The sequence below is a fragment of the Segatella baroniae DSM 16972 = JCM 13447 genome (assembly GCF_000426585.1).
Lineage (GTDB): Bacteria > Bacteroidota > Bacteroidia > Bacteroidales > Bacteroidaceae > Prevotella > Prevotella baroniae.
Genome location: NZ_AUFQ01000001.1, coordinates 336,089 through 359,679, shown reverse-complemented (window position 1 = coordinate 359,679; position 23,591 = coordinate 336,089). Strand labels below are relative to the sequence as shown.

The window sequence follows — 23,591 nt, the reverse complement described above, 5'->3', positions numbered from 1 at the left end:
AACAGCAGATATGGATATATCAGTGATTATACCTCTTTATAATGAGGATGAGTCTTTGCCGGAATTGCACAACTGGATTCAGCGCGTGATGAACGCCAACCAATATTCTTATGAAATCATTTTTGTAAACGACGGAAGCACAGACCGTTCGTGGGAGGTGATAGAAGAATTGCGACGGGAAGACACCAATGTGAGAGGTATCAAGTTTCGTCGCAACTATGGCAAGAGTCCGGCCCTCTATTGCGGCTTCAAGGTTGCAGAAGGCAATGTCGTCATCACGATGGACGCCGACCTGCAAGATTCGCCGGACGAGATTCCGGCACTTTACAAGATGATAATGGAAGACGGCTACGACTTGGTGTCAGGCTATAAACAGAAACGTTACGATCCCCTGTCGAAGACCATACCTACAAAATTGTTCAATGCTACGGCACGAAAGATAAGTGGCATTCACAATTTGCACGACTTCAACTGCGGCCTGAAAGCCTATCGCCGCGAAGTAGTGAAGAACATAGAGGTGTATGGAGAGATGCACCGCTACATCCCATACTTGGCCAAAAACGCGGGATTTGATAAAATTGGTGAAAAGGTTGTGCACCATCAGGCCCGGAAATATGGCGAAAGCAAGTTCGGCTTGAACCGTTTCATCAACGGTTATCTCGACTTGTTGTCGCTATGGTTCCTGACTAACTTCGGCAAGAAACCGATGCACGTGTTCGGTTTCCTGGGTAGCATCATGTTCCTGATTGGCTTTATAGCCGTGGTGTGCATCGGTGTGGACAAGCTCTATGCGTTGACCAATGGCATTCCGCAACGCCTCATCACCGATTCGCCCTATTTCTTCATCGCGCTGACGACGATGCTGTTGGGCAGTCAGTTCTTCCTGGCCGGGTTTCTGGGTGACCTGCTGGCCCGACAGAATCCCAACCGCAACGATTACCAGATAGAAAAAGAAATCTGACATGCGCAAATCATTTTGGCTTATAGCTGTCATAGCTTTGTTCGTGGGGGCGTGTTCCACCATAGACTGCTCCCTCAACACGCGCGTGGCGACAACCTACAAATTGATGGGAGACGTCAAGACGCTGGCCGATCCGTTGACCGTGACGGCAGATTTGGGTGACGGCAACGATAGTGTAGTCCTAAATAAGTTGGTCTCCACGGACAGTTTTCAGTTGCCCATGAGTTACAACAGGCATGAGGATGTCTTCTACTTCAAGTCGGAAGGCACCACGGGAACGCTTCTTGACACGGTGATAGTCTCGAAAAAAGACAAGCCTCACTTTGAAGCCGTGGACTGCAATCCCATCATCTTTCATGAGATTACGGACGTGCGCTATACCAAACATTTCATTGACTCAATAGGGGTCAATAACAAACAGGTTACCAATGAAATTTCCAAGAGTAGTTTCCACCTATATCTTAAAAGCAACATTCATTAGCCTGTTGCTTCCTACACTGATTCCCGCAGGAGCTCAGCAGGCCAAGAACATCGTGCCGACGGTTGCCGATACGATACCATTGTTTCGTGGCATACAAGCGTCGGTGGATTTGGTCGGTCTGGCGCAGCTGGCTTTCGGCAGCAATGGACAGTATGAGGGTGCCGTGCGCGTAAATTTGAAAGACAAGTATTTCCCCGTCGTAGAAGTTGGATTGGGCAAGGCTGACGCCGACGATCCGTCGACACGTCTCACTTTCAAGACCAGCGCCCCCTATGCAAGGGCAGGCTTGGACTTCAATTTGATGAAAAACAAGCACGACGCCTACCGTCTGTACGGCGGATTCAGATATGCCTACACCAAATTCAGCTACGATATGACAAGTCCGGGCATTACCGACCCCGTATGGCGCGACAAAGTTCCTATCAATGCCACCGACGTAAAATGCGACTACCATTGGTTGGAAGCCGTGTTCGGCATTGACGCCAAGATATGGGGAGGCTTCAGGATGGGATGGAGTGTCAGATACAAGCGGAGACTTGCGCATAGTCACGGTGACATGGGCGAAGCATGGTATGTGCCTGGATTCGGACGATCTGGCAACACCCGGCTGGGCGGAACATTCAACATCAGCATTGAAATTTAACCAGATGACAACACTCAAGAAGAAAAAGATAGGTTGGCAGATCGTGTTTCTGCTATTTCTCATCATTGGAACTGTAGCCATCATTCTGCAACAGAAAAATACAGTCTATCAACACAACGAAGGTTTCGTCTTTGGTACCGTCTATCACGTGACGTATCAGAGTAACGACGACCTTCAGGGCAAGATTGAGGCTGAACTGAAGAAAGTGGACGATGAGTTTTCTATGTTCAACAAGCAATCGAGCGTAACCGCTTTCAATCAAACAGGACGTTTGAATATGAGTTCCATGTTTGAAGAGGTGTTTCAAATGGCAGTCGACATAAACAAGGATACTGACGGAGCCTTCGATATAACGGTGGCGCCGCTTGTCAATGCGTGGGGTTTTGGTTTCAAGAATCAGAAGCTGCCCTCACTTGACAGTGTGAAGAGCATGCGGCGACACGTGGGAATGGACAAACTGGAAGTAAAGAAGGTCGGAGGCAAAAGGACTCTATGGAAGAAAGACATGGCCGTCATGCTTGATTTCAGTGCCATCGCCAAGGGCTATGGAAGTGATTGTGTGGCGCGGCTGTTGAGACGCCATGACATCAAGAACTTCATGATAGAGATTGGCGGCGAAGTGGTGACGAGTGGTGTAAGCGAGAAGCGGTTGCCCTGGAAAATAGGTGTGAGCAAGCCCAGTGATGACTCTCTTTCTGCCAATCAGGAATTGCAAACTGTGCTCAATGTAACAGACAGGGCGATGGCCACCAGCGGCAACTATCGCAACTTCTATTATAAAGGAGGAAAGAAATATGCCCATACCATCGACCCGAAAACGGGTTGTCCCGTACAACACAGCCTGCTCTCGGCCACTGTCATTGCTCCAAGTTGTGCCATGGCCGATGCCTATGCAACATCATTTATGGTCATGGGCATAGAGCGGGCCAAAGCCGTATTGGAACACCACCCCGAACTGAAAGCCTATTTCATCTACGCCAATGGCAAGGGTGACAACGAGGTGTGGCATTCAGAAGGATTGATTGACTCTAAACAATAATGAAAGGCATGGACAGACAGGCTGTATAAGGTATGGAGGGAATTGGACTTTACAACAGGCTTTTGGAACTTCCTCTTTTTCTGGGACTCAACGAGAGCGATTTGGAAACGATTGTTGAGCGTACAAAGCTGGGATTTCAGAAATATCACAAGGGGCAGACGATAGTCCGAGAGGGCGACATGTGCTGCAGCACCTACTTGCTACAGGCTGGCAGGCTGGAAGTGACGACATGTAGCGACGACCATTCTTATGAAATAAAAGAGGTGATGACCGCCCCTGATATCTTGCAGCCGGAGAATCTGTTTGGATTGCGACAACGTTATACCAAAACATTTGTGGCGTTGGAGCAATGCAACTTCATCACAATCGACAAGGCGGAAATACTGCAACTGGCCGACTCTTACAACATTTTCAAGATTAATCTGCTCAATCTGTTGTCTGCGCAAATCCAGAAACTACGGCAGAAAAACTATCGTCAGGCACCAGCGACCTTGGCAGAGCACATTGTCAGATTTATAGCTGATCGGTGTCTGCGGCCTGCCGGGAGTGTGACTTTCAAAATCAAGATGAGTCAGCTGGCTAAAGAAATGAATGACAGTAGGCTCGACGTATCGAAGGTCTTGAATGAGCTGCAGGCCCAAGGACTTGTCCATCTGTCTCGGGGACGCATTGAGATTCCTCAATTGGAAAAACTATTCTAAAGAAAAATAAATTGATTAATATTTAATAATTCTGCCGATACGAAACGAAACATCTGCCTTTTTTTCTATAAATTTGCACCTATTATATAAGATGTGAGCATAGTATGAATGAGAAGCGTATAGAGAATAGTAAACGAGTCAATCCTTTTTTTGTACCCTACGACACTCCACACGACACCGTCCCTTTTGGCAAGATACATACCGAAGATTACGAAGAAGCCTTCATGGAAGGTATCAGGCGCGATGATGAAGAGATAGAGAAGATCATCAACGATCCTGAAACACCTACGTTTGAGAACACGGTCATTCGGGTAGACACGTCGAAAGGAGAGCATTATTATGACTTGTTGGATCGGGTGTCGAACGTATTCTCGTGCATGCTGAGTGCGGAGACCAACGACGAGTTGGATGAGTTGGCCCAGAAAATGAGTCCGATTCTTACCAAACATGCCAACGACGTCAGCCTGAATGAAAAGTTGTTCGCACGTGTTAAATATGTATATGAGCACCATCGGGCACTGACTCCTGAAGAGCAGATGTTGCTCGAAACAAGCTATGACGGTTTTGTCAGGAGTGGTGCGCTGCTGGATAAGGCTGATAAAGAGAAGTTGCGGAAGCTGACAGAAGAAGCCGGCATACTGACGTTGCAGTTTTCTCAGAACTTGCTGAAAGAAAACAAAGCCTACGAATTGCACATAACAGACGAGAATAGGTTGGAAGGCTTGCCCGAGACGGCGAAGGAAGCGGCACGACTGGCTGCGAAAGAGAAGGGAAAGGAGGGCTGGATGTTCACGCTTGACTTTCCGAGCTATTCCCCTTTCATGACCTATGCCAAAGACCGCACGCTGCGGGAAGAACTCTACATGGCAAAGAATACCGAGTGCATTCACGATAACGGCGAAAACAACCTGGCCATCTGCAAGCGATTGGTGAACTTGCGCAGGGAGATGGCCCAGCTGTTGGGATTCGAAACCTATGCCGACTACGTGTTGAAACATCGCATGGCAACCAATGTTGGTAATGTCTACAAGTTGCTCAACGACCTGATAGACGCCTACAAGCCTACGGCCGAAAAAGAAGTGGCGGAGATAGAACGGCTGGCAAGGACTCTGGAGGGCGAGGACTTCGAGTTGCGGCCGTGGGACTTCAGCTACTATTCGCACAAGTTGCAAATGGAGAAATACAATCTTGACGCTGAAATGTTGCGCCCCTATTTCCAATTGGACAAGGTGATAAATGGTGTCTTTGGGCTGGCCGAGAAACTCTATGGAATCACTTTCAGGGAAAACAAGGACATCCCTGTTTACCATCCCGACGTGAAAGCTTACGAAGTGTTTGACCATGATGGGAGTTATCTGGCGGTTTTTTATGCCGATTTCCATCCCCGAAAAGGCAAACAGGGAGGCGCGTGGATGACGGAGTTTCAAGGCCAATGGGTCGACCACAAAGGAAACAATGTGCGTCCCCATGTCAGCGTGGTGATGAATCTGACAAAGCCGACGGACGAGAAACCTGCCCTCTTGACATTGGGCGAGGTGGAGACTTTTCTTCATGAGTTCGGACATTCACTTCATGGTATGTTTGCCAACACTCGTTTCAGTAGTCTTAGTGGAACCAATGTATGGTGGGATTTCGTGGAACTGCCGTCGCAGTTTATGGAGAATTTCGCTATAGAGAAAGACTTCCTACGAACCTTCGCCTTCCATTACCAGACAGGTGAACCCTTGCCCGACGAACTGATTGAACGGATAGTGAAGAGCAGGAACTTCATGGCTGCCTACGCTTGTATGCGCCAAGTGAGTTTCGGATTGCTTGACATGGCCTATTATACAAAGCAAAATGAATTTACGGACGACATCATTCCATTTGAAAAAGAGGCCTGGAAGGCTGCCATTGTTACAGAGCAATTGGACAACACGTGCATGACCGTCCAATTCTCACACATCATGGCAGGCGGCTATGCTGCTGGATATTATAGTTACAAATGGGCAGAAGTGCTGGATGCCGACGCTTTCAGTGTGTTCAAGAAGGATGGTGTCTTCAATCGCAAGACCGCCCAGCGCTTCAGAGACGAAATATTATCCAAGGGTGGAACAGAACACCCGATGACTCTTTATAAACGATTCCGAGGAGGAGAACCTAATATAAACGCTTTATTGGAAAGGAATGGAATCAAAAGACAAGCAACATAAACTGGATTTGCGCTATCTGAGGATGGCACGAATATGGGCGGAAAACAGCTACTGCCAAAGACGGAAGGTGGGCGCGCTGGTCGTCAAGGATAAAATGATCATCAGCGACGGCTACAACGGAACGCCCAGTGGCTTTCCCAATGTGTGTGAGAGTGAGGAGAACACTACGTTTCCGTATGTGTTGCATGCGGAAGCCAATGCCATCACAAAATTGGCGCGCAGCAGCAATAACAGTGATGGAAGTACGCTTTATGTTACGGCGGCACCCTGCATTGAATGCGCCAAGCTCATTATCCAATCCGGAATCAAGCGGGTGGTGTACGCAGAGAAATACCGATTGGAAGATGGTATCGCCTTGCTGAGGAAAGCCGGTGTCGAAGTGGAATACATGAATCCGGAAGAAGCTTCTGTACGGGAAGAACTTCAAGGTTCAGAACAAAACAAATAGAAACGATGGATCAGAAAAAGACAAGCAGATACATGCCTATCCTGATGACGCTGTGCATTGTCATTGGAATACTGATAGGAAACTTCTTTGCCAATCACTTTTCGGGCAACAGACTGAACATTATCAACAGCGGAAGCAACCGGCTGAACAACCTGCTGCATATTATCGACGACCAATATGTGGACAAGGTGAACATCGACTCGCTGGTAGACCAAGCCATTCCACAGATATTGGCAGAGCTGGATCCCCACTCTGTCTATATCAGCGCAAAGGATGTACAGTCGGCCAACGACGACCTGAAAGGTTCGTTCTCAGGCGTGGGAATCGAGTTTACAATCCGACAGGACACCATCCACGTGCAGAATGTCATCAAGAACGGACCGGCCGAACGGGCGGGACTGCTGGCTGGAGACAAGGTTGTAAGTGTGGACGGCAAGCCCTTTGTTGGAAAAATCGTGACAAACGATGAAGCCATGCGCCGGTTGAAAGGGCCCAAGGACACGAAAGTGAAGATTGGCGTCATCCGCTATGGAGAAAAGAAGACCAAGTTCTTTACGGTGACACGTGGTGAAATCCCACAAAAGAGTATTTCGGCCACTTATATGCTTGATGACACAACGGGCTATATCCGCATCAAGAGCTTTGGTCAGACGACCTATCCGGAGCTGTTGATAGCCTTGGCTAAATTGTCGCAAAATGGCTTTGAAAATCTGGTGATAGACTTGCGCGACAACACGGGAGGCTATCTCCAGAGCGCCGTGCAGATTGCAAATGAGTTCCTGCCCAAGAACAGGCTGATCATCTACACGCAGGGGCGCAAGTCTCCACGGCAGGATTACAAGTCTGACGGTCACGGCAGCTATCAGAACATCCCAATGGTGGTGTTGATTAACGAAGGTTCTGCTTCATCTTCCGAAATCTTTGCCGGAGCCATGCAGGACAATGACCGGGCAACCATCATCGGCCGACGCTCTTTCGGCAAAGGTCTTGTGCAGCAGCAGATTGGTTTTCCCGACGGCAGCATGATTCGGCTGACGGTGGCCAGGTACTACACACCGTCTGGACGCTGTATCCAAAAGCCCTATACCAGTGGAGAAGATCAAAGCTACATGCAGGACTTGATGTCGCGATACCAGCACGGCGAATTTTTCTCGCAAGACAGTATCAAGCACAACGGCCCGGCCTACCACACCAGCAATGGCAGGGTGGTCTATGGTGGGGGAGGTGTCACGCCGGACATCTTCGTTCCTGAAGACACGACCAATGTCACTTCATACTACAAACAGGCCAGCATGAGTGGCCTGATTCTCCAGTTCGCGTTCACCTATACGGATGACAACCGTCCCAAGTTGAACACTTTCAAAGAGATGATGCAACTGAACGATTACCTTGTCAAGCAAAATACGGTGGAGAAATTCGCCAACTACGCCGATGCGCATGGGCTGCAACGTCGCAACTTGATGATAAGGAGAAGCTATCCGTTGCTGGAGCGATACATCAACAGCAGGATTATCTACAACATGCTGGACGAAGAGGCATGGAACAAATACCTGAATCAAAATGATCCTGTCATCATGACTGCGCTGAAAGTGTTCCGTGACAAGGTCGCGTTCCCACAAGCGCCTGCCCCCCGCAAGGCTGCTGCCAAAGATGGGGCAGCCCTTGGCAAGAGAAATGGTGCCGGCAAGGAGTGACAATATAGGAGCATGCTATGCAGAAACAAGAGTTGAGAAAAGAGATTAGAGAAAGGAAGCGGCAATTTACCGAACGGCAGTTGAGGGAGTTGTCGCTTCCTGCCATTCGTAAGTTGTTGAATCACGCAAGGGTCAAGGAAGCGGGCGTCGTCATGGTCTATTACTCGCTGTCGGATGAAATATACACGCACGAGCTGGTCGACGAATTGGTCAGGTTGGGCAAGACGGTCTTGCTGCCGAAGATGATTGATGACCGGAACATCGAGGCGAGAGTCTACAAGGGGAAGGAAGACTTGCGGCAAGGACAATCGTTCCACATACTTGAACCGGCCGGGGAATGCTTCCGTGCGCTGGAAGACATTGACACGATTGTCGTTCCGGGGATGAGCTTTGACAAGGAGGGGAATCGTCTCGGGCGGGGGAAGGGATATTATGACAGATTCCTGTCACAATTGAAGCATGCTTATAAAATAGGTGTTTGCTTTGATTTTCAATGCGTAGAGGAAGTCCCTACCGATGAAAACGACATCAAAATGGACGAAGTGATAGACAACGGAATGCAGCCATGAGGCGCTAATAGATTCTTACATCCGTAATGACTTGGCTGCCGACTTGCCGATTCAGGCGGTTTACCAACTGGGCACGCATCATTGACAAGTCTTGGCGCAAGGCCGGATTCTGTATTTTGACGTAAAGCGTCTGGTTTTTGATGAACTTCTCCGATGTATAGCGGTCTACGGTAGGCCCGACGACCGTCCCCCACGAATCCATGAGCCGCTTCTGCAAAAGAGGAGTTTCGAACCCTTCTGCGCGCAAGACCTTTTGGAGCAATTCTCCTATCGACTTTACTTCACGTTTGAACATGGTTTTCAAATGGATTGTTCGGGCGCAAACACGCCCTCGTTCACGTTGAACAACGCATAATCCTGCGATGTATGCCGCAGGATATGGTCCAGATGGTCGCGGTTGGTATCGGTGATGAAGATTTGGCCAAACCCGCTGCCCGAAACCAGATGGACGATTTGCTCCACCCTGCTTGCATCCAGTTTGTCGAAGATGTCGTCCAACAGGAGCAGCGGGACATTGTCGGGGGATGTGCGTCTAAGGAACTCGAACTGTGCTAATTTCAGTGCCAAGACAAACGTCTTGCTTTGTCCCTGGCTGCCTTCCCGCCTCACCGGATAGCCATCCTGTAGCATTTCCAGGTCGTCGCGATGAATCCCGTGCAGTGAATAGCCCACCGCCATGTCTTTCATGCGGTCGCGCTGAATCGTTTCAAGAAGGCTCCCTCGCTGCCCATGTGAGACGTAACGCAGGGAGACGGCCTCTCTCCCGTTGGAAATCAAGCCGTGTACGTTTTGGAAGACAGGTGTCAACTGGTCTATCAAGGTTGCACGTTTTTGATGAATCTGCGTCCCGGTCTCCGCCATCTGCTCCTCCCAAAGCTCCATCAGCGCAAGGTCTGGCGCAGTCTCTTGCTTCAGCAGGACATTCCGTTGCTGCAAAGCCTTGTTGTAGGAGTTCAGCAAATCCATGTAAGTGTTGTCATATTGGGCGATGACGACATCCATCAGCTTTCTTCGGTCTTCACTTCCTCCATCGATCAAAGCCATGTCTGACGGCGCAATGAACACGAGAGGAACCAGCCCTATATGCTGTGAAAGCCGCTTGTACTCCTTCCGGTCTCGCTTGACATGCTTCTTCTGTCCCCGTTTCATGCCGCAGTATACGTCGACTTCTTCGGCTCCGGCGTCCAAGCGGTACCTTCCTTCCAGCGTCATGAAGGGCGCGTCATGAAGAATCACCTGCGAGTCTATCGGATTGAAGGCGCTTCGGCAGAACGACAAGTAATAAATAGCGTCCAGCATGTTGGTCTTTCCCTCGCCGTTGTTGCCAATGAAACAGTTGATTTTCGGCGACATCCGCAACGATGCAGCCTTGATGTTACGGTAATTGATAATTGAAATCTTATCGAGTATCATAATTCATTGCAAAGTTAGTCCTTTTGGTATTGAAAGACGAAAAAAACAATAAAGAAATTTCAATATGTGAGAATTAATAAGTAATTTTGCTGCGCTTACGTCGTATGCGGTATCACACGACTTAACACAATTCCTTTAGCGTAATAATAAAACATATAATTCAAATGGCAAACAAAAAAGAACAAGGCGTTGAGGCAGAAGTTCTCAACCAGTCAGAAGCTTTCTTCAACAAGAACAAAAAGATGATTCTCGGCGTTATTTGCGCGCTTGTGGTCATCATAGCCGGCAGCATGCTCTACAAGGCTTACTACTCCGGACCGCGCGAAGACAAGGCCAGCACGGCTTTGGCGAAGGGTCAGGAATATTTCAACAACGAAATGTTCGACAAGGCTTTGAATGGCGATGGAGCCGGATACCAAGGCTTTGTCAAGATTACTTCTGACTTCAGCGGCACCGATGCGGCCAATTTGGCCAACTTGTATGCGGGCTTGAGCTACGCAAACCTCAACAAATGGAACGACGCCGTCAAGTATCTTGACGCCTTTTCTCCTGCCGATGACGCGATGATCAGCCCTGCCGCCATTGCCGCTTTGGGCAATGCCTACGCTCATGTGAACGAACTTGACAAGGCTGTCAGCAACCTGAAGAAAGCCGCAAGCATGGCCGACGGCGAAGCGAAAGACGGCGTCAACAACAGCATTTCACCCACATTCCTGCTCCAGGCCGCAGAGATTCTTGAGAGCCAGAACAAGAATGACGAGGCGCTCAAGCTGTACCGGGATATTAAGGAGAAGTATGTCAACAGTGCTTTGGTGCAAAGCCAGGAGATAGACAAATACATCGAACGTACTTCCAACAAATAATGGCCACCTCATTACATCACCTTTCCGATTACGATTCCACCAAAGTGCCGGACGCAAGCAACATGTGTTTCGGCATTATCGTGTCCGAATGGAATCCCGAAATTACCGGAACGTTGCTCGAAGGGGCTGTCAAGACGTTGCAAAAGCATGGGGCCATCCCCGAGAACATCCATGTCAAGGTCGTGCCCGGCAGCTTCGAACTCGTCTATGGCGCACGCCAGATGGTGCTGAACGGCGGCTATGACGCCATCATCATTCTGGGTTGTGTCATCAGAGGCGAGACGCCGCACTTCGACTACATCTGTGAGGGCGTCACTTATGGTATCGCCCACCTGAACGCGACCCAGGACATCCCCATCATCTATGGCTTGCTGACGACAAACGACCTGCAACAAGCCCAGGATCGCAGTGGAGGTCGACTGGGAAACAAAGGTGACGAATGTGCCGTCGACGCCATCAAGATGGCCAAGTTCTAATCAACACGCTTATGAAACTTCAACAATTACTGCTCGCTTACGAGTTTGACGAAATCATGCCGGCCATCAACCAGATGTTTCCAGGCACTTCCAAATATCGCGAACCGCTCCAGAAGGCTTACGACATTCTGACGAATATGACTCCGGTCGCCTCCGGCAAGACGATACGTTACAAGATTATGGATGTGCCGGGCGGCAAGGGTGAGCAATATATGGGGGCGAATGATGCCGATTTCAGAGGCTCATGGGAAGTCAGCCTTGGGAAAGAGGTTTCCCGGGAGCGGGGCGTCGACCTCAGCGATGTGGAGGTTTTGGCCAATTGTCTGGTCAACCTTTGCTTCTTGGGAGACTATCCCAGGGAGTTTGAAACGGCCCACAAGGCGTTGCTCAAGCGATAGGTGACAAGTCGAAATCATCAAAAACGCGGAAACATGTCTGACATGTTTCCGCGTTTTTGATGGGCCGTCGCGAAGTGGGATTGCGCCTCGTCGTTCCTGAAAGGCGATGACGGCCCGGCAAACAGACGGAGGATAGGGGCGCTAAATGCCTTCCTCCTCCGACAATTCGGCTTCGGTCTTCTTCTTTTCGGGCATGGGGCGGTCGGAAGCCGTGTCCAACTGCGAATCCTTCGCTATCGATACGCCTCCCCGGTTGTCTATCTTCATCACCATGGGTACGTATTCGTCGCTCATCTTGTCGGGCGAACCCACGCTTGCGGCAAAGACGAGGTGGTTGCCTTGGGCCGTGTCGAGTACAATCCCCAGCAAAACGCTGTTCTTCCGATAGATGTCATCCACCTTGCTCTCGAAGTCCGTCTTCTTGAAAGAGCGGTGGAAGAACTCCGAACCGTCCTTTCGCCTGATGGTGACGGTGATGACGTTGTCGTAAAACTTCGACCCGGTGCCGTCGTCCACGACCGGCAGGCTGCCGTCGGCCTTGCGCTCCACAATCACCTTGTAGCGTGCGCCCAGCCATTCCACTTCTCTTTCCTGCTTGTAGTCGCCCACTTTGGCGATCGTCTTGGAGACTTTCACCACGGGTTTGTGCGTAATGATGACATCGGACTTCTTCTTTTCGCTGCAACTGGCGCACGTCAGCAAGACGGCTCCCGCCAATGCAGCCAGCGAAAAATGAAAGGATTTATTCATGTTCGTGTACAATTAATACCGCAAAGTTAATAAAAATATCGTGCTTTGCACTATCTTTGCACAATAAGATAGCCTGATATGAAGAATCTTATCCTTGTTGTATGCGCGGCTGTGGCCATGGTTTCGTGTCGCGGCGGCAAATCGGAGTCGGCCGAAGGTAACTTGGACACGGTCCCGATGATGATTCTCCAGATTCAAAAGACGTCCAGACTGTACACCACGGAGTGTCATCTGCGCAAAATCATCACCCACAACGACGCCAAGACCATCAAGGGGTCTCTGCTCGACAGAAGCTTCCAACTGGACTTGCCGCTGAGCAATCGCAAGGTGGCCATCCCGATGGACGCCACCGTCAAGGCCTATATCGACTTCAAGGACTTCTCTGAAAAGAATGTAAGGAAAGACGGCGACAAGATCGAAATCATACTGCCCGACCCGAAACTGGTGCTGACCGGCACCAAAATCGCCCACGACGAAGTGAAGGAATATGTCGCTCTTGCACGCTCACGCTTTACCGACGAGGAGCTGAGCGCGTTGGAAAAGCAGGGTAGGGCGGCTATCATCAAGGACATCTCATCGCTCGACATCATCACTGTGGCGAAGGAAAACGCGGCCAAGACGCTCATTCCGCTCATCCGGCAGATGGGCTATCGGCAGGACGACATCACCATCACGTTCAGAAAGCGGTTCACGGCAAGTGAAATAGAAACGCTGATTGACAAATCCACAATAGAACATGAGAAATAAGCGCTCCCTCTTCGTCGACAGTCTTGTCGGCCAAATCGGCAGGCACGTATGGCTTGCGGTTGCAGGCGGCGTCGCCATCGTTCTGCTTCTCTCGATAGGTCTGCACTTCGTGAACAGGAATTTCAGTCTCTCCATCTCGGAGAACAAGAAGATAGAGCTGACTCCTACGCAGATACGCGCCATCGAATCCATCGGCGAATGGGAGTTTCTCACCATCACGGATGAGGAGCTTGTCGACACGCTGCGCCATGGTTTCTTCGGCGACAGCGAACTGGTCAGAATCTACTATGGCACCCTTCGCCTCGGCTTCGACCTGAAAGACGCCGCTCCCGGATGGCTCAAGGTCGACCATGACACCATCAAGGCCACGCTGCCGCCCATCCGGCTGCTCGACAAAGACTTCATCGACGAGGCCAAGACGCGCCCCTTCCATGAAAGCGGAACATGGGACGAGCGGGCCCGCGGACGGCTTTACGACAAAGCCTACCGCGCCATGTTGAAGCGTTGCATGACGCCGGCCAACATCCGCAGCGCAGAGGAAAACGCCGGCAGACAGTTCGACCGCCTGCTGACGGCCATGGGATTCACTTTCGTCCAGGTCAGATTCCATGACGAAAGCAAAGAGCGACGATAGCCTCCGTCACGCTTCTGTCCGCGCTTTCTCCTGAAAATGCAGGCACTCCATGAACCGCCGAATCACCTCGGGCTTGCCCGTATGCTTGCCGTCGTCCTCCGACAACTTGCAAGTATCATTGTAGAAGTCCCACGCCTCGGTGATCTTGGCCCCCACCAGCTTGATGACGATGTTCATCGGCTTCACCCCTTCAAAGTCATTCGTGAAGTGAGTGCCGATACCGTATGAAGGCAGGCACAGGTCTTTCGCGTATTTCTGTATCTCAATGGCTTCGTCGGTATTGAGCGCATTGCTGAAAATCACCTGCTTGGTCTTCGGGTCAATGCCCAGCGAACGGTATTTGGCCGTTATCTTTTGCAGCTGTTCGTAGTTGTCACCGCTGTCCACACGCAAGCCCTTGAATAGGTTGGCAAAGTCTTCGGAGAAGTTCTTGTTGAAGATGTCCCACCCGAAACTGTCGTACAGATAGGTGCCCAATGCACCTCTGAAGGTGCACCGCCAGTTGTTCATGGCGATGTGGTTGGCCATCTGCGGGCCATACATGCCGCCGATGGCACACACGAACTCGTGCGCCATCGTGCCCACAGGCTGCACGCTATACTTCATGGCGAGATACACGTTGCTCGTTCCTACGAAGCGCCCGGGCCACTCCCGCGACCTGTAGCAGTCGCTCATCGCCCTCACCACGATGTCCTCGGCCTGCCGCGAAGCCCTGCGGCGCGTCCCGAAGTCACTGTAGACACAGCCGGCGGCCAGCAGTTTCTCGGCTTTGTGATACGACTTGGCGTAATAGCCCTCGTAGTCCAGCTGCTCCACCTGCCCCGTCATCATGTAATAGAGTTCGGAAATGATGGCCAAGACCTTGACCTCCAGCAGAATCGTGTCCGACCAGTTGCCCTCGAACTCGATGTGCAGATGGTTGCGCTCGTCCTGCCACACCTTCACCCACTCGCGACGATAGCGATAGCCTTTCAGGTAGGTGTAGAACCAATCGGGGATGTATCCGCAGCGGCTGCGCATGAAACCGATCTCCTCGTCCGTGATGACGACGCTCTCCAACATGGCTATCTGTTCCGTCAAAGCCTCGGCAAAGCCGTCGGGATAGACCGTGTCGTCGCGGTCGACGAAGGAATACTGCACGTGGGCCCGCGGATAATTGTCGATCACCGCGCAGCACATGGAGAACTTGTAGAGGTCGTCGTCCGTAAAATGAGTGATTATCTGTCGCATAAATACGCATTGTTAGTCCTCGCAAAGGTAAATATAAATCCGCTTACACCAGCCACCTTGCCCTGAAAAAGCCTGGACTGTTAACAATTGTTGCACCTAAGTGGCGCGGAGGCCAAGCCCTGCCTGTCCGCCGCGTGTCCGCTTTCGGGATGAAGCGTGTAAAGTAAACTGTGTCAGAGTCGGTTTGTAGGAGCATAGTCATGGTGCACTGCGCACTACCGCCTTGGCTATGCTCCTACAAACCGACTCTGACACCGTTTACTTTACACGCTTTTCGGGATGAGCCTGAAATGCAGGCCTTTCGCAGCCGTCGCCCCATGCCGTTTCAAAAGCATTGCTTTCAGCCGCAGAAAGCAGTGCGGTTGGAGTCTGAAAGCAGTGCGTTTGGCGTCTGAAAGCAGCACGTTTGCCAGCTGAAAGTTGCGCGGTTGTCCTGCCATCGCTGTCCTTCCGCAATGCCATCTTGGGCCGTTTTGCTTTCCATGGGCCTTTGCGGACTTGACGGAAGTCAATTGTTTGACGTAAATCAATAAATCGCTTTTCAGTGAAAACTATTCTTCAAAACACTTGGTGTGTACGCACACAATCACTACCTTTGCATCATCAAAAGGTTAATAGATTGTTTAGGTTAGTAGTAATAGATTTTGTTTAGGTTTTAGTTATTAGGTTAAAGATTATTCAGGAATAAGTATTAGTTTCAAGGTAGAGTTAAAAGATTTTCAGGTTAACGATTAGATGAAACAAAGGGGAGCACCGTGAGGTGCGAACCCAGCGGTCGGGCGGGATTTTCCCCTCCGATTTTTTTGTGCCGGAAAACACCCTTTGAAAGTAAAACGCACAAAAAAGCCATTACATCGCTGCAACGGCTCTTCCACTAAATCAACAAAAACTTTATTTAATCCTTCGTTAGGGATTCTTCAAATTCAATCTATCAAAATACTAACTAAATTACCCAAACATTTAAATCCTCAATTTCTATGCGTTCTCTGAAAACAATCCATTTGCTGGAAACCAATCACCTGTCGTTTCTTGTAGCCTGCCTCTCGACAGGATTGCCTTAATTCTGTTGCAAAGATAGGATGATTCGGCAATCGGGCCATGCAAAACGCCGCTAAACGCCACATTCTGCATGGCAAACGATTGTGCAAACCGGCTTGGTCACAGCCTTATCTTCAGTTCATTGCCGTCATAGTCGACGAGCCTGCCAGCCTCGTCTACATTCAGGTCGCGCGTGGTGGCCTGCGGTGTCTTGTAGACGATGTTGAACTTCCTGTGCTCCAGCATTCCGTCGAATGAGCCTTGACGCCGTCCTATGGTCAGGGTGCGCGTCTCCTCGTCGTAGCTGAAGTCGATGATAGCGTATCGGCCTTTCTCATAATTGTAGTTGGTGCCTTCGTCCTCGTAGAGCGTGAAGCGGCCGTCTCGGCCCGCATAGACGAACAGTTGGATCGTATTGGCCGGCCGTTCGTCGCTCCATTCCATCATCGGGCCGAAAGGAATGATGGCCCCTTGCGGAACGAATACGGGAATCTTCTCCAGCGGGGCGTCGGCCGTAATGGTCTGGCCGCCTTTGTGGAAGCGGTTGGTGTAGAGATCATACCAGCCGCATGCCTCGGGCAGGTACACCTGACGGCTGCGGGCTTTGTAGTGACCCACGGGGCAGGCCATCAGCGACGGGCCGAACATCCATTGGTCTTTGATGTCGTAGACCTGCTTGTCGCCGTTGAAATCCATCACGAGCGGGCGCATCATCGTGTAGTCCTTGAAGTGTACGGCGCCGGCCATGCTGTAGAGATAGGGCATGAGCCGGTAGCGCAGACGGTCGTAGGCCACGATGGTCTGGTAGGCCGGATGGGAGTCGGGAGCGATGTTCCACACCTCGCGCAGGGGCCATTGGCCGTGTGCCCTGTACAGCGGGATGAAGCAGCCGAACTGGTTCCAGCGGGTCTGAAGCTCCCGCCATTCCTTCAAGTCTTCGTTCTCTTCGCCCGTCGCGTCATAGTGTTGCTGGGCCTCCACATAGCGGTTTTCCACGCAGAAGCCCCCCTGGTCCATGCCCCAGAAGGGCAGTCCGCTGACGCTGTAGTTCATGCCGGCCGTCATCTGGGCGCGCATGTCCTCCCAGCGGGTGCCGATGTCGCCGCTCCAGGTGGCCGTCGAGTAGCGTTGTTCGCCCGCAAAGCCGCTGCGGGTCAGCAGAAATACGCGTTGGTTGGGGTTCACTCCGCGCTGTCCATGATAGATGGCGTCGGCGTTGACGATGGAGTAGGCGTTGAAATATTCGGTGGAACTGCCCAAGGCCGTAGGCCCGCTGAGGGCCTTGCGATACCACATCGGCGTGCAGTCGCGCACGTTCGGTTCGCTGGCGTCCATCCACCAGGCGTCTATGCCGTAGCGATACTTGCTGTAGAGGTTCTCGTCCATCTGCCGCCAGAACATCTTGCGGGCCTCCGGATGGTAGGCGTCGTAGAACGAACCCATGAAGCCGAGCCAGTCGTGTATGCTGTCGGCCACGGCCTGATGGTATATCCAGCCCTTGGCGTCAAGCTCCTTGTAGTTCTTCACGGTGTTGTAGAATTTGGGCCACACCGAGATCATGAACCGGCCGTGCATGGCATGCACGCTGTCGAGCATGGCCTGAGGGTCGGGATAGCGCGCCGCCTCGAAGGTGTGGTCGCCCCAGGAGTCCAGTTTCCAGTAGTTCCAGTCCTGCACGATGTTGTCGATGGGGATGTGGCGGCGGCGAAATTCGGCCAGTGTCGATTCGATTTCATCGCTCGTCTTGTAGCGTTCGCGGCTCTGCCAGAAGCCGAGTGTCCACTTGGGATAGACCTGGGCCTTGCCCGTCAGCGTGCGGTAGCCCGAGATGACCTCGTCCGTGTTGCGCCCGGCGATGAAATAATAGTCCATGTCGCGGCTCATTTCGCTCCATATACTCAGCCGTCCGCGCTCCTGTTCGCTGCGTGGGGCGGCCGCGCGCAGGCCGCAGTAGCTGACGTCTCCATCGGGCAGCCAGTCGACCAAGAGCTTGGTCTTGACGCCCTTGCGCAGGTTGAACGCGAACTTGTAGCTGTTGGGGTTCCATGCCGTTCGCCAGCGGGTGGGCACGACTTCCTTGCCGTCGAGCTCTATCCGGGTGTAGCCGGCGTAATAAAGGATGAACTGATACTGCGCGTCGGTCGGCGCCTCGATGTAACCTTCGTAGGTGACGTGGGAGCCGTTGAACTTGAATCCTTTCGGAAGATTGTCCACGCCCAGGTCGCGGCCGGCCTTTGCCTTGGCCAGGTCGGGCAGAGCGAACTCATAATAGAGGCTGTCCTCGGCGCGAACGACCTTCTTTCCACCTTTCTCTATATAGGTGCCTGTGAGCGAACCGGGCTTTCCCAGTTTGTCATAGAGCTTGAACGCCCGGTGCAGTTGCAGGTAGTCGTCGGGATTTCCAAAGCGGCCATAGCTGTAACTGTCCCACAGTATGCCGTAATTGCGGTTGCTGACGACGAAAGGAACGCTGACTTTCGTGTTGTATTGGAACAATTCTTCATTCTTTCCCTTCATGTTCAGTTCTTCCGACTGGTGCTGCCCCAGCCCGTAGAAGGCCTCGTCGGCAGGGCTGTCGAAGAGCGCGTGCCACGTCCAGCCGTGTCTTTGGGCTTCCGTCAGCTTGCCGTCGACGCCGATTTCACGCTCCGGCACGGTGTAGCGCTTGAACGTCTTGCCACCATTGGCAGCCTCGCGGAGCAGCAACTTGCCCGACGCGTCATGGAAAGCCACCTTTCCGTCGGCCTTGTCGACCGTGGCCGTGACGTTCCTTGTCCTGACTTCCACGAAAGTCTTGCCTTCGCTGACCGTGTAGTCGGTGAAGGGTTGCTGTGGAACGACAATCAGACTCTGCTTCCGGGGGATGGCGGCTTCGGGCGTGGCTTCCACCCGAATGATGTCCTGATTGATGACTTGGAGCCGAACGAGACGTGCTCCGGTGGGCGTCTTGTGCTTCACCTGCACCGTAATCAGGTTGCCCTGCTGCTGATACGAACGGGCTGAGGCCGCCAGACCGACGGCACACAGGAAGATGACGAATAAGTTTTTGGCGAATTTCATGTTGTAGCTTGTTTGTGATTCAACATCGCAAAAGTACATGAAATCCGCCTTTCACGGCCTACCGCATGTTAATGGATGGGGAGGGAAAGCCCTCGCGGTCTTTCAAAATGTTTCCAAAAGGTGTATGAAATGTTACCTTTGCTCAAACTTCCGTTTGTATTGAGATGGTGTAAGTCCATACATGTCGATGAAATACTTCGAGAAATAGCGTGGACTATTGAAGCCGACACGATACGCGACCTCACTGACGCTCAGCTGGCTTTGCCGCAACAGTTGCTCCGCGTGCTTCAAACGGATGAGACGGATGAACTCGGAAGGAGTCGTTCCGGTGATGGCGACGAGTTTCTTGTAGAGTTGCACCCGCGACATTCCCAGTTCGCTGCTCATCGTCTCGACCGAGATGTCGCTGTTGGCGAGGTTCTTCTCCACATAGTTCGTGGCGTTTTGGACGAGCTTTTCATCGAGCGACGTGATTTCCTCCTGCCTGATTTTCGGTTGGATTTTGGACGAATGGCTTCCTCCGTCGCGCCATTTGATGAGATTGGCGATGCGCAGATGCAGCAAGTCCAGGTTGAACGGCTTCGTGATATAGTCGTCGGCACCCAGTTCCATGCCTTCTATCTCCTGCTCTCGGGCCACCCGCGCCGTCAGCAGGACGAACGGAATGTCGCGGGTCGACGGGTCGGCTTTCACCTGATGGCACAACTCCTTGCCGTCCATTTCGGGCATCATGACGTCGCTCAGGATGATGTCGGGCTTCTTCCGCGCAATCTGGCGCAGCGCGTCCTTGCCGTTCACGGCCTCCCTCACCGTGTACTTGTCGGCAAGGACGCCGGCCATGAACTGTCTGAAATCGTCGGAATCATCCACCACCAGCACGTCGTGACGCTGCTGTGGGTCGCCGTTTGCGTGCTGAGATGGCGTCGCCGTGGCCGCTGCGGCGTCTTGACGAATGGGAATCATCACCACAAACACCGTCCCGCCGCCCGGATTGTCGGCCACGGAAACCTGCCCGTCGTGCAGCTCTACAAAGCTCTTGACCAGGTTCAGGCCTATTCCTGTGCCGCCATAGGGCGTCTCCCGGGTATGCTCGGCCTGATAGAAGCGGTCGAAGATGTGCCGTTTGTCCTCGTCGTTGATACCGACGCCGGTGTCGCTGACCTTGATTTCCAGCTGTTCTTCTGACGACGCGCCGCCCGTTTGATGCGTGATGACGCGCAGGGACACGTCGACGCGTCCGTCGTCGTCGGTGAACTTGAACGCGTTGGAAAGCAGGTTGTTCATCACCTTGCGCACCTTGTCTTCGTCGAAGCGCATCACCAGCGTCTTGACCGATGAATGGAATGTGAGCGAAATCCGACGTCCGGCCAGCTCGCGGAAGCCGGAACAGATGTTCTCGACAAACTCGACGATGTTGCCCGAAAGCAAGTGCAGGCGTTGCTGCTGCTTGTCGGCCTTACGGAAATCGAGTATTTCGTTCACCATATCCAGCAAGCGAAGGGCGTTGCGATGGATGAGTTGCAACTTTCCATGTCGTTCCGAGTCGGTCTCCTTGCGCAGCAAGTCTTCCAGCGGCGAGATGATCAGTGTCAGCGGGGTGCGCAGTTCGTGGCTGACATTGGTGAAGAAATTCAGTTTCAGCTCGTCCAGTCGGTGCTTCTGGGCGGCCTCAAACTCCACCTGTTCCAAGTGATACTTCGCCCGCTGGCGCCTTTCTACAAGCCACTTGGCCAGATAGAGCGCGCCCAGAACGAGGAGGAAGTAGGCTCCAAAGGCCCAATTCGACAGATAAAAAGGTGGGTCGACCTTGATGGTGAGCCTGCTGACGCGGTCGCTCACCCGTCCGTCGCGATTCACGACCTTCACTTCCAGCGTGTAGGTTTTGGCCCCCAGGTTCGTAAACGTCACGCTCGGCTGCCCCACTTGCGTCATCAGCCACTTGTCGCTGAACCCCTTCAGGCGATAGAGGAACCTGCTCTTCTCGGGAATCATGACCTCGTCGCCAGCCAGCAGAATCGTGAATGCGTTCTCTTTGGCGGTCAATGTCAGTTCACTTCCATCTGTCAAAGCTTCTTTCAGCACGATTCTGCCGCGGTAGGCTTCGCCCACCGACAGCACATGGTCGAAGAGCATGAGCCCTGAAAAGAGTGCTCGGGGCTGACGTTTCATGGTCATCGCCTTCTGGGGCGGGATGATGTTGATGCCATCCTGGCCGCCCACGATGATGTTTCCGTTGGCCGCCAGACAGATGGCCCGCAGGTTGAACTGTCGGCTTTGCAGCCCGTCGATGTCGCTGTAGCTTGTCACGAAGAAGCTCCACTGTCCGTCCTCTCTGGCCACCGTCACATGAGACATGCCGTGGTCGCTGGCTATCCACATGCCATGGGCCAGGTCTTCTACCACCGAACAGGCCATCGCGCCCAGCAAACCGGCCGAGAGGTCGAGCGTTTCGAGCTGGTCGGTCTTGGGGTCGTAGACCGTCACGCCCGACGCCGTGGCGTTCCAGATGAGTCCGCGGCTGTCGGCATAGACCTGATTGACCGAGGACGAGACGAACACCTGCCCCGAGCGGGTGCCCGAATAGGTGGCCACACGATGGTTGTCCATGTTCATGACGGAGAAATCGGTGGCGTTGCCGATGACCAGGTTGCCGTTGATGTCGAACGACAACGACGACAGATAGTCGGTCGGCAGCTTCGAGTTGCGCGTGTTGAAGGTGGTAAAACGCCCGCTCTCGTGGTCCAGCAGCTGCAAGCCGCCGCCCAGCGTGGCGACGACCAGCCTGCCGGTGGACTCCTCCACGGCCAGGGACCAGATGTTGTCGCTGGCCAATCCCGAACCGTCGCCGGCCCGGTAGGCCTTGAAGACGCCTTGCTTGTAATGGGCCAGGCCGCCGTTGAAGGAGCCGAACCACAGCGAACCATCCTTGTCGGCCACACTGCTGACGATGACATCGCTGCCCAGATGGGTCTGGGCCATGCCAAACCGACGGATGGAACCCGTCGCCGGATGATAGGCCACAATGCCGCGGTCGTTGGTGCCGCACCAGTAGGTGCCGTTCCGGTCTTCCACAATAGTGCAGACGTCGCCCAACGGAATGGTGGAAAACTTGGATGTGGCCGGCGAGCAATAGGCCAGGCCGTTCTTGTAGCCGCCCAACCAGAGCGCATTCTGATTGTCGACATACAGGCTTTGGATGGTGTTGTCGGGCAGGCTGAGCGCGTCGAGAGGGTCGAACTGATAGGAAGTGAAGACGCGGTTGCCGAAGTCGGCCTGCACCAAGCCATGGTGATCTGTCGCAATCCACACCACGTTCTTCCGGTCCGAGACGATGGCTTTCACCACAAAGTCGGTCAGCGGCAGTCGGCAACCTTCGGAATGAAGAAACTCCGAAGCCGAATCAAACCAGCGATGTTGCCGCCGGCTTCGACAAATCGTCTTTCCGGAAAAAGTGTACCAGATATTTCCCACGCCGTCGGCCAGTGCCTTATAATCTTTCTTGGCACCGCTGTTTCGTCGGTAAACCGTGTCGTCGCGCCAGACGATGCGGCGCAAATGCCCGTCCAGACAAGCCAACCTGCCGTCGTTCAGCGACACCAGAACCTGTCGGCCGTAGGGCGAAATGTGGGTGATGACGTCGTTGTCGAGTGCCGCCTTCCCGCTGCCGCGGCGGGCAAAAAGAAAGGCTTGTCCCCGCTTTACGTCATAAAAGTAAAGTCCACGGCCATTCACCGCAAGCCACATGTTCTTCTCCGCGTCGATGAAAACCTTGTCGGGCACGCCCTGCATGCCATGTTTTTTCATCCAATCGGGCAACGCCGTGTCGAAAGTCTCCGTCTGTGGCGAATAGATGCAATAGCCTATGACCGTGCGAATCCACAGGTTTCCTGCCGCATTCTCCTGTATTTCCTCCACCAGGTTGTTGGGTAGCGACGTTCTGTCGTTGGCCTTGCTCAGGAAGGTCTTGAACCTGAAGCCGTCAAACCGGTCCAGTCCGCTCTGCGTACCGAACCACAAATAGCCTGTTCGGTCTTTCAAAATACAGTTCACCTGGCCGTTCGACAGTCCGTCGTGTGTGCCCAAGCGGTGGAACGCCACTTTGTTTTGTACGGGCAACGCCATGCAAACCACGGCATGAAACAAGAGATATAAAAAGGTAAATTGCCGTCTTTTCATCAGCTTCAGCTCTTCGGGGATTAACTGATACAAAGTTAGCGAGTTTTCGGCACGCCTGTTTCTGTAAACCATGGCAAA

General features: G+C 52.6%; 20 protein-coding genes. 14 read left to right on the top strand and 6 right to left on the bottom strand.

Annotation, left to right across the window (positions count from 1 at the left end; genetic code table 11):
• Positions 1-10: 10 nt before the first annotated feature.
• From K334_RS0101560 to K334_RS0101520, 9 genes are all read left to right on the top strand, one after another.
• Positions 11-961, top strand: coding sequence for a glycosyltransferase family 2 protein (locus tag K334_RS0101560; protein WP_021589163.1), 951 nt, complete (start codon positions 11-13; stop codon positions 959-961).
• A 1-nt stretch (position 962) separates the two neighbouring features.
• Positions 963-1,442, top strand: a complete 480-nt coding sequence (locus K334_RS0101555; protein ID WP_025880851.1) for a DUF6452 family protein — start codon at positions 963-965, stop codon at positions 1,440-1,442.
• The gene (locus K334_RS0101550) at positions 1,390-2,085 is read left to right on the top strand and encodes a DUF6048 family protein (protein WP_202899926.1); all 696 of its coding nucleotides are present in this window, start codon (positions 1,390-1,392) and stop codon (positions 2,083-2,085) included. Before K334_RS0101555 ends, K334_RS0101550 begins: the two co-directional genes overlap by 53 nt.
• A gap of 4 nt (positions 2,086-2,089) precedes the next feature.
• Positions 2,090-3,124: an FAD:protein FMN transferase gene (locus tag K334_RS0101545; RefSeq protein ID WP_021589202.1), complete on the top strand. Its 1,035-nt coding sequence runs from the start codon at positions 2,090-2,092 to the stop codon at positions 3,122-3,124.
• 32 nt (positions 3,125-3,156) lie between these two features.
• Positions 3,157-3,825 carry a Crp/Fnr family transcriptional regulator gene (locus K334_RS0101540; protein WP_025880850.1) on the top strand — a complete coding sequence of 223 codons (669 nt, stop codon included), beginning with the start codon at positions 3,157-3,159 and terminating at the stop codon, positions 3,823-3,825.
• A 104-nt stretch (positions 3,826-3,929) separates the two neighbouring features.
• Complete coding sequence (locus K334_RS0101535) at positions 3,930-6,017, top strand: M3 family metallopeptidase (RefSeq protein ID WP_027444402.1); 2,088 nt, start codon at positions 3,930-3,932, stop codon at positions 6,015-6,017.
• Complete coding sequence (locus K334_RS0101530) at positions 5,992-6,465, top strand: deoxycytidylate deaminase (RefSeq protein ID WP_025880849.1); 474 nt, start codon at positions 5,992-5,994, stop codon at positions 6,463-6,465. The genes K334_RS0101535 and K334_RS0101530 overlap by 26 nt, the downstream gene beginning before the upstream one ends.
• 5 nt (positions 6,466-6,470) lie before the next feature.
• Positions 6,471-8,159, top strand: a complete 1,689-nt coding sequence (locus tag K334_RS0101525) for a S41 family peptidase (protein WP_027444401.1) — start codon at positions 6,471-6,473, stop codon at positions 8,157-8,159.
• 17 nt (positions 8,160-8,176) lie between these two features.
• Positions 8,177-8,728 (top strand): 5-formyltetrahydrofolate cyclo-ligase, encoded by a 552-nt coding sequence (locus K334_RS0101520; protein ID WP_025880848.1) that lies wholly within the window; start codon positions 8,177-8,179, stop codon positions 8,726-8,728.
• 4 nt (positions 8,729-8,732) lie between these two features.
• Here K334_RS0101520 and K334_RS0101515 read toward each other — a convergent pair whose 3' ends face one another.
• The gene (locus K334_RS0101515) at positions 8,733-9,023 is read right to left on the bottom strand and encodes a DciA family protein (protein ID WP_025880847.1); all 291 of its coding nucleotides are present in this window, start codon (positions 9,021-9,023) and stop codon (positions 8,733-8,735) included.
• Positions 9,024-9,028: 5 nt separating this feature from the next.
• A complete protein-coding gene (gene recF, locus K334_RS0101510; protein WP_025880846.1) occupies positions 9,029-10,141 on the bottom strand; it encodes a DNA replication/repair protein RecF in 1,113 nt (370 codons plus the stop codon).
• 164 nt (positions 10,142-10,305) lie between these two features.
• Between recF and K334_RS0101505 the strand changes: the two genes are divergently transcribed.
• Genes K334_RS0101505 through K334_RS0101495 form a run of 3 tightly spaced genes read left to right on the top strand, consistent with a single transcriptional unit; the run spans position 10,306 to position 11,878 of the window.
• A complete protein-coding gene (locus K334_RS0101505) occupies positions 10,306-11,004 on the top strand; it encodes a tetratricopeptide repeat protein (RefSeq protein WP_027444400.1) in 699 nt (232 codons plus the stop codon).
• Entirely contained in the window at positions 11,004-11,480 is a 477-nt protein-coding gene (ribH, locus tag K334_RS0101500) for a 6,7-dimethyl-8-ribityllumazine synthase (protein WP_021589026.1), read from the top strand. Before K334_RS0101505 ends, ribH begins: the two co-directional genes overlap by 1 nt.
• 11 nt (positions 11,481-11,491) lie before the next feature.
• Positions 11,492-11,878 (top strand): hypothetical protein, encoded by a 387-nt coding sequence (locus K334_RS0101495; RefSeq protein ID WP_021589083.1) that lies wholly within the window; start codon positions 11,492-11,494, stop codon positions 11,876-11,878.
• A gap of 141 nt (positions 11,879-12,019) precedes the next feature.
• Here K334_RS0101495 and K334_RS0101490 read toward each other — a convergent pair whose 3' ends face one another.
• The gene (locus K334_RS0101490; protein WP_025880843.1) at positions 12,020-12,628 is read right to left on the bottom strand and encodes a DUF4738 domain-containing protein; all 609 of its coding nucleotides are present in this window, start codon (positions 12,626-12,628) and stop codon (positions 12,020-12,022) included.
• Positions 12,629-12,706: 78 nt separating this feature from the next.
• Between K334_RS0101490 and K334_RS0101485 the strand changes: the two genes are divergently transcribed.
• On the top strand, positions 12,707-13,375 hold the full coding sequence (locus K334_RS0101485; protein ID WP_025880842.1) for a DUF4230 domain-containing protein: 669 nt from the start codon (positions 12,707-12,709) through the stop codon (positions 13,373-13,375).
• Positions 13,365-14,009, top strand: a complete 645-nt coding sequence (locus K334_RS0101480) for a DUF4230 domain-containing protein (protein WP_025880841.1) — start codon at positions 13,365-13,367, stop codon at positions 14,007-14,009. Before K334_RS0101485 ends, K334_RS0101480 begins: the two co-directional genes overlap by 11 nt.
• Positions 14,010-14,015: 6 nt before the next feature.
• Here K334_RS0101480 and pncB read toward each other — a convergent pair whose 3' ends face one another.
• The 3 genes from pncB to K334_RS0101460 all read right to left on the bottom strand — a co-directional run bounded on the left by pncB (position 14,016) and on the right by K334_RS0101460 (position 23,546).
• A complete protein-coding gene (gene pncB / locus K334_RS0101475; RefSeq protein ID WP_027444399.1) occupies positions 14,016-15,239 on the bottom strand; it encodes a nicotinate phosphoribosyltransferase in 1,224 nt (407 codons plus the stop codon).
• Between the two features lie 1,158 nt (positions 15,240-16,397).
• Positions 16,398-19,337 (bottom strand): TIM-barrel domain-containing protein, encoded by a 2,940-nt coding sequence (locus tag K334_RS0101465; RefSeq protein WP_051218616.1) that lies wholly within the window; start codon positions 19,335-19,337, stop codon positions 16,398-16,400.
• 132 nt (positions 19,338-19,469) lie between these two features.
• Positions 19,470-23,546 (bottom strand): ATP-binding protein, encoded by a 4,077-nt coding sequence (locus K334_RS0101460; RefSeq protein ID WP_248623494.1) that lies wholly within the window; start codon positions 23,544-23,546, stop codon positions 19,470-19,472.
• Between the last annotated feature and the right edge of the window lie 45 nt (positions 23,547-23,591).

Excerpts from the sequence above, each read along its gene's own strand:
- K334_RS0101545 (WP_021589202.1), top strand. The coding sequence starts at position 2,090 with ATGACAACACTCAAGAAGAAAAAGATAGGTTGGCAGATCGTGTTTCTG.
- K334_RS0101495 (WP_021589083.1), top strand. The coding sequence starts at position 11,492 with ATGAAACTTCAACAATTACTGCTCGCTTACGAGTTTGACGAAATCATG.
- K334_RS0101530 (WP_025880849.1), top strand. The coding sequence starts at position 5,992 with ATGGAATCAAAAGACAAGCAACATAAACTGGATTTGCGCTATCTGAGG.
- K334_RS0101520 (WP_025880848.1), top strand. The coding sequence starts at position 8,177 with ATGCAGAAACAAGAGTTGAGAAAAGAGATTAGAGAAAGGAAGCGGCAA.
- ribH (WP_021589026.1), top strand. The coding sequence starts at position 11,004 with ATGGCCACCTCATTACATCACCTTTCCGATTACGATTCCACCAAAGTG.
- K334_RS0101560 (WP_021589163.1), top strand. The coding sequence starts at position 11 with ATGGATATATCAGTGATTATACCTCTTTATAATGAGGATGAGTCTTTG.
- K334_RS0101515 (WP_025880847.1), bottom strand. The coding sequence starts at position 9,023 with ATGTTCAAACGTGAAGTAAAGTCGATAGGAGAATTGCTCCAAAAGGTC.
- K334_RS0101555 (WP_025880851.1), top strand. The coding sequence starts at position 963 with ATGCGCAAATCATTTTGGCTTATAGCTGTCATAGCTTTGTTCGTGGGG.
- K334_RS0101485 (WP_025880842.1), top strand. The coding sequence starts at position 12,707 with ATGAAGAATCTTATCCTTGTTGTATGCGCGGCTGTGGCCATGGTTTCG.
- K334_RS0101465 (WP_051218616.1), bottom strand. The coding sequence starts at position 19,337 with ATGAAATTCGCCAAAAACTTATTCGTCATCTTCCTGTGTGCCGTCGGT.
- K334_RS0101540 (WP_025880850.1), top strand. The coding sequence starts at position 3,157 with ATGGAGGGAATTGGACTTTACAACAGGCTTTTGGAACTTCCTCTTTTT.
- K334_RS0101480 (WP_025880841.1), top strand. The coding sequence starts at position 13,365 with ATGAGAAATAAGCGCTCCCTCTTCGTCGACAGTCTTGTCGGCCAAATC.
- K334_RS0101490 (WP_025880843.1), bottom strand. The coding sequence starts at position 12,628 with ATGAATAAATCCTTTCATTTTTCGCTGGCTGCATTGGCGGGAGCCGTC.
- K334_RS0101535 (WP_027444402.1), top strand. The coding sequence starts at position 3,930 with ATGAATGAGAAGCGTATAGAGAATAGTAAACGAGTCAATCCTTTTTTT.
- K334_RS0101550 (WP_202899926.1), top strand. The coding sequence starts at position 1,390 with ATGAAATTTCCAAGAGTAGTTTCCACCTATATCTTAAAAGCAACATTC.
- K334_RS0101525 (WP_027444401.1), top strand. The coding sequence starts at position 6,471 with ATGGATCAGAAAAAGACAAGCAGATACATGCCTATCCTGATGACGCTG.
- K334_RS0101505 (WP_027444400.1), top strand. The coding sequence starts at position 10,306 with ATGGCAAACAAAAAAGAACAAGGCGTTGAGGCAGAAGTTCTCAACCAG.
- recF (WP_025880846.1), bottom strand. The coding sequence starts at position 10,141 with ATGATACTCGATAAGATTTCAATTATCAATTACCGTAACATCAAGGCT.
- pncB (WP_027444399.1), bottom strand. The coding sequence starts at position 15,239 with ATGCGACAGATAATCACTCATTTTACGGACGACGACCTCTACAAGTTC.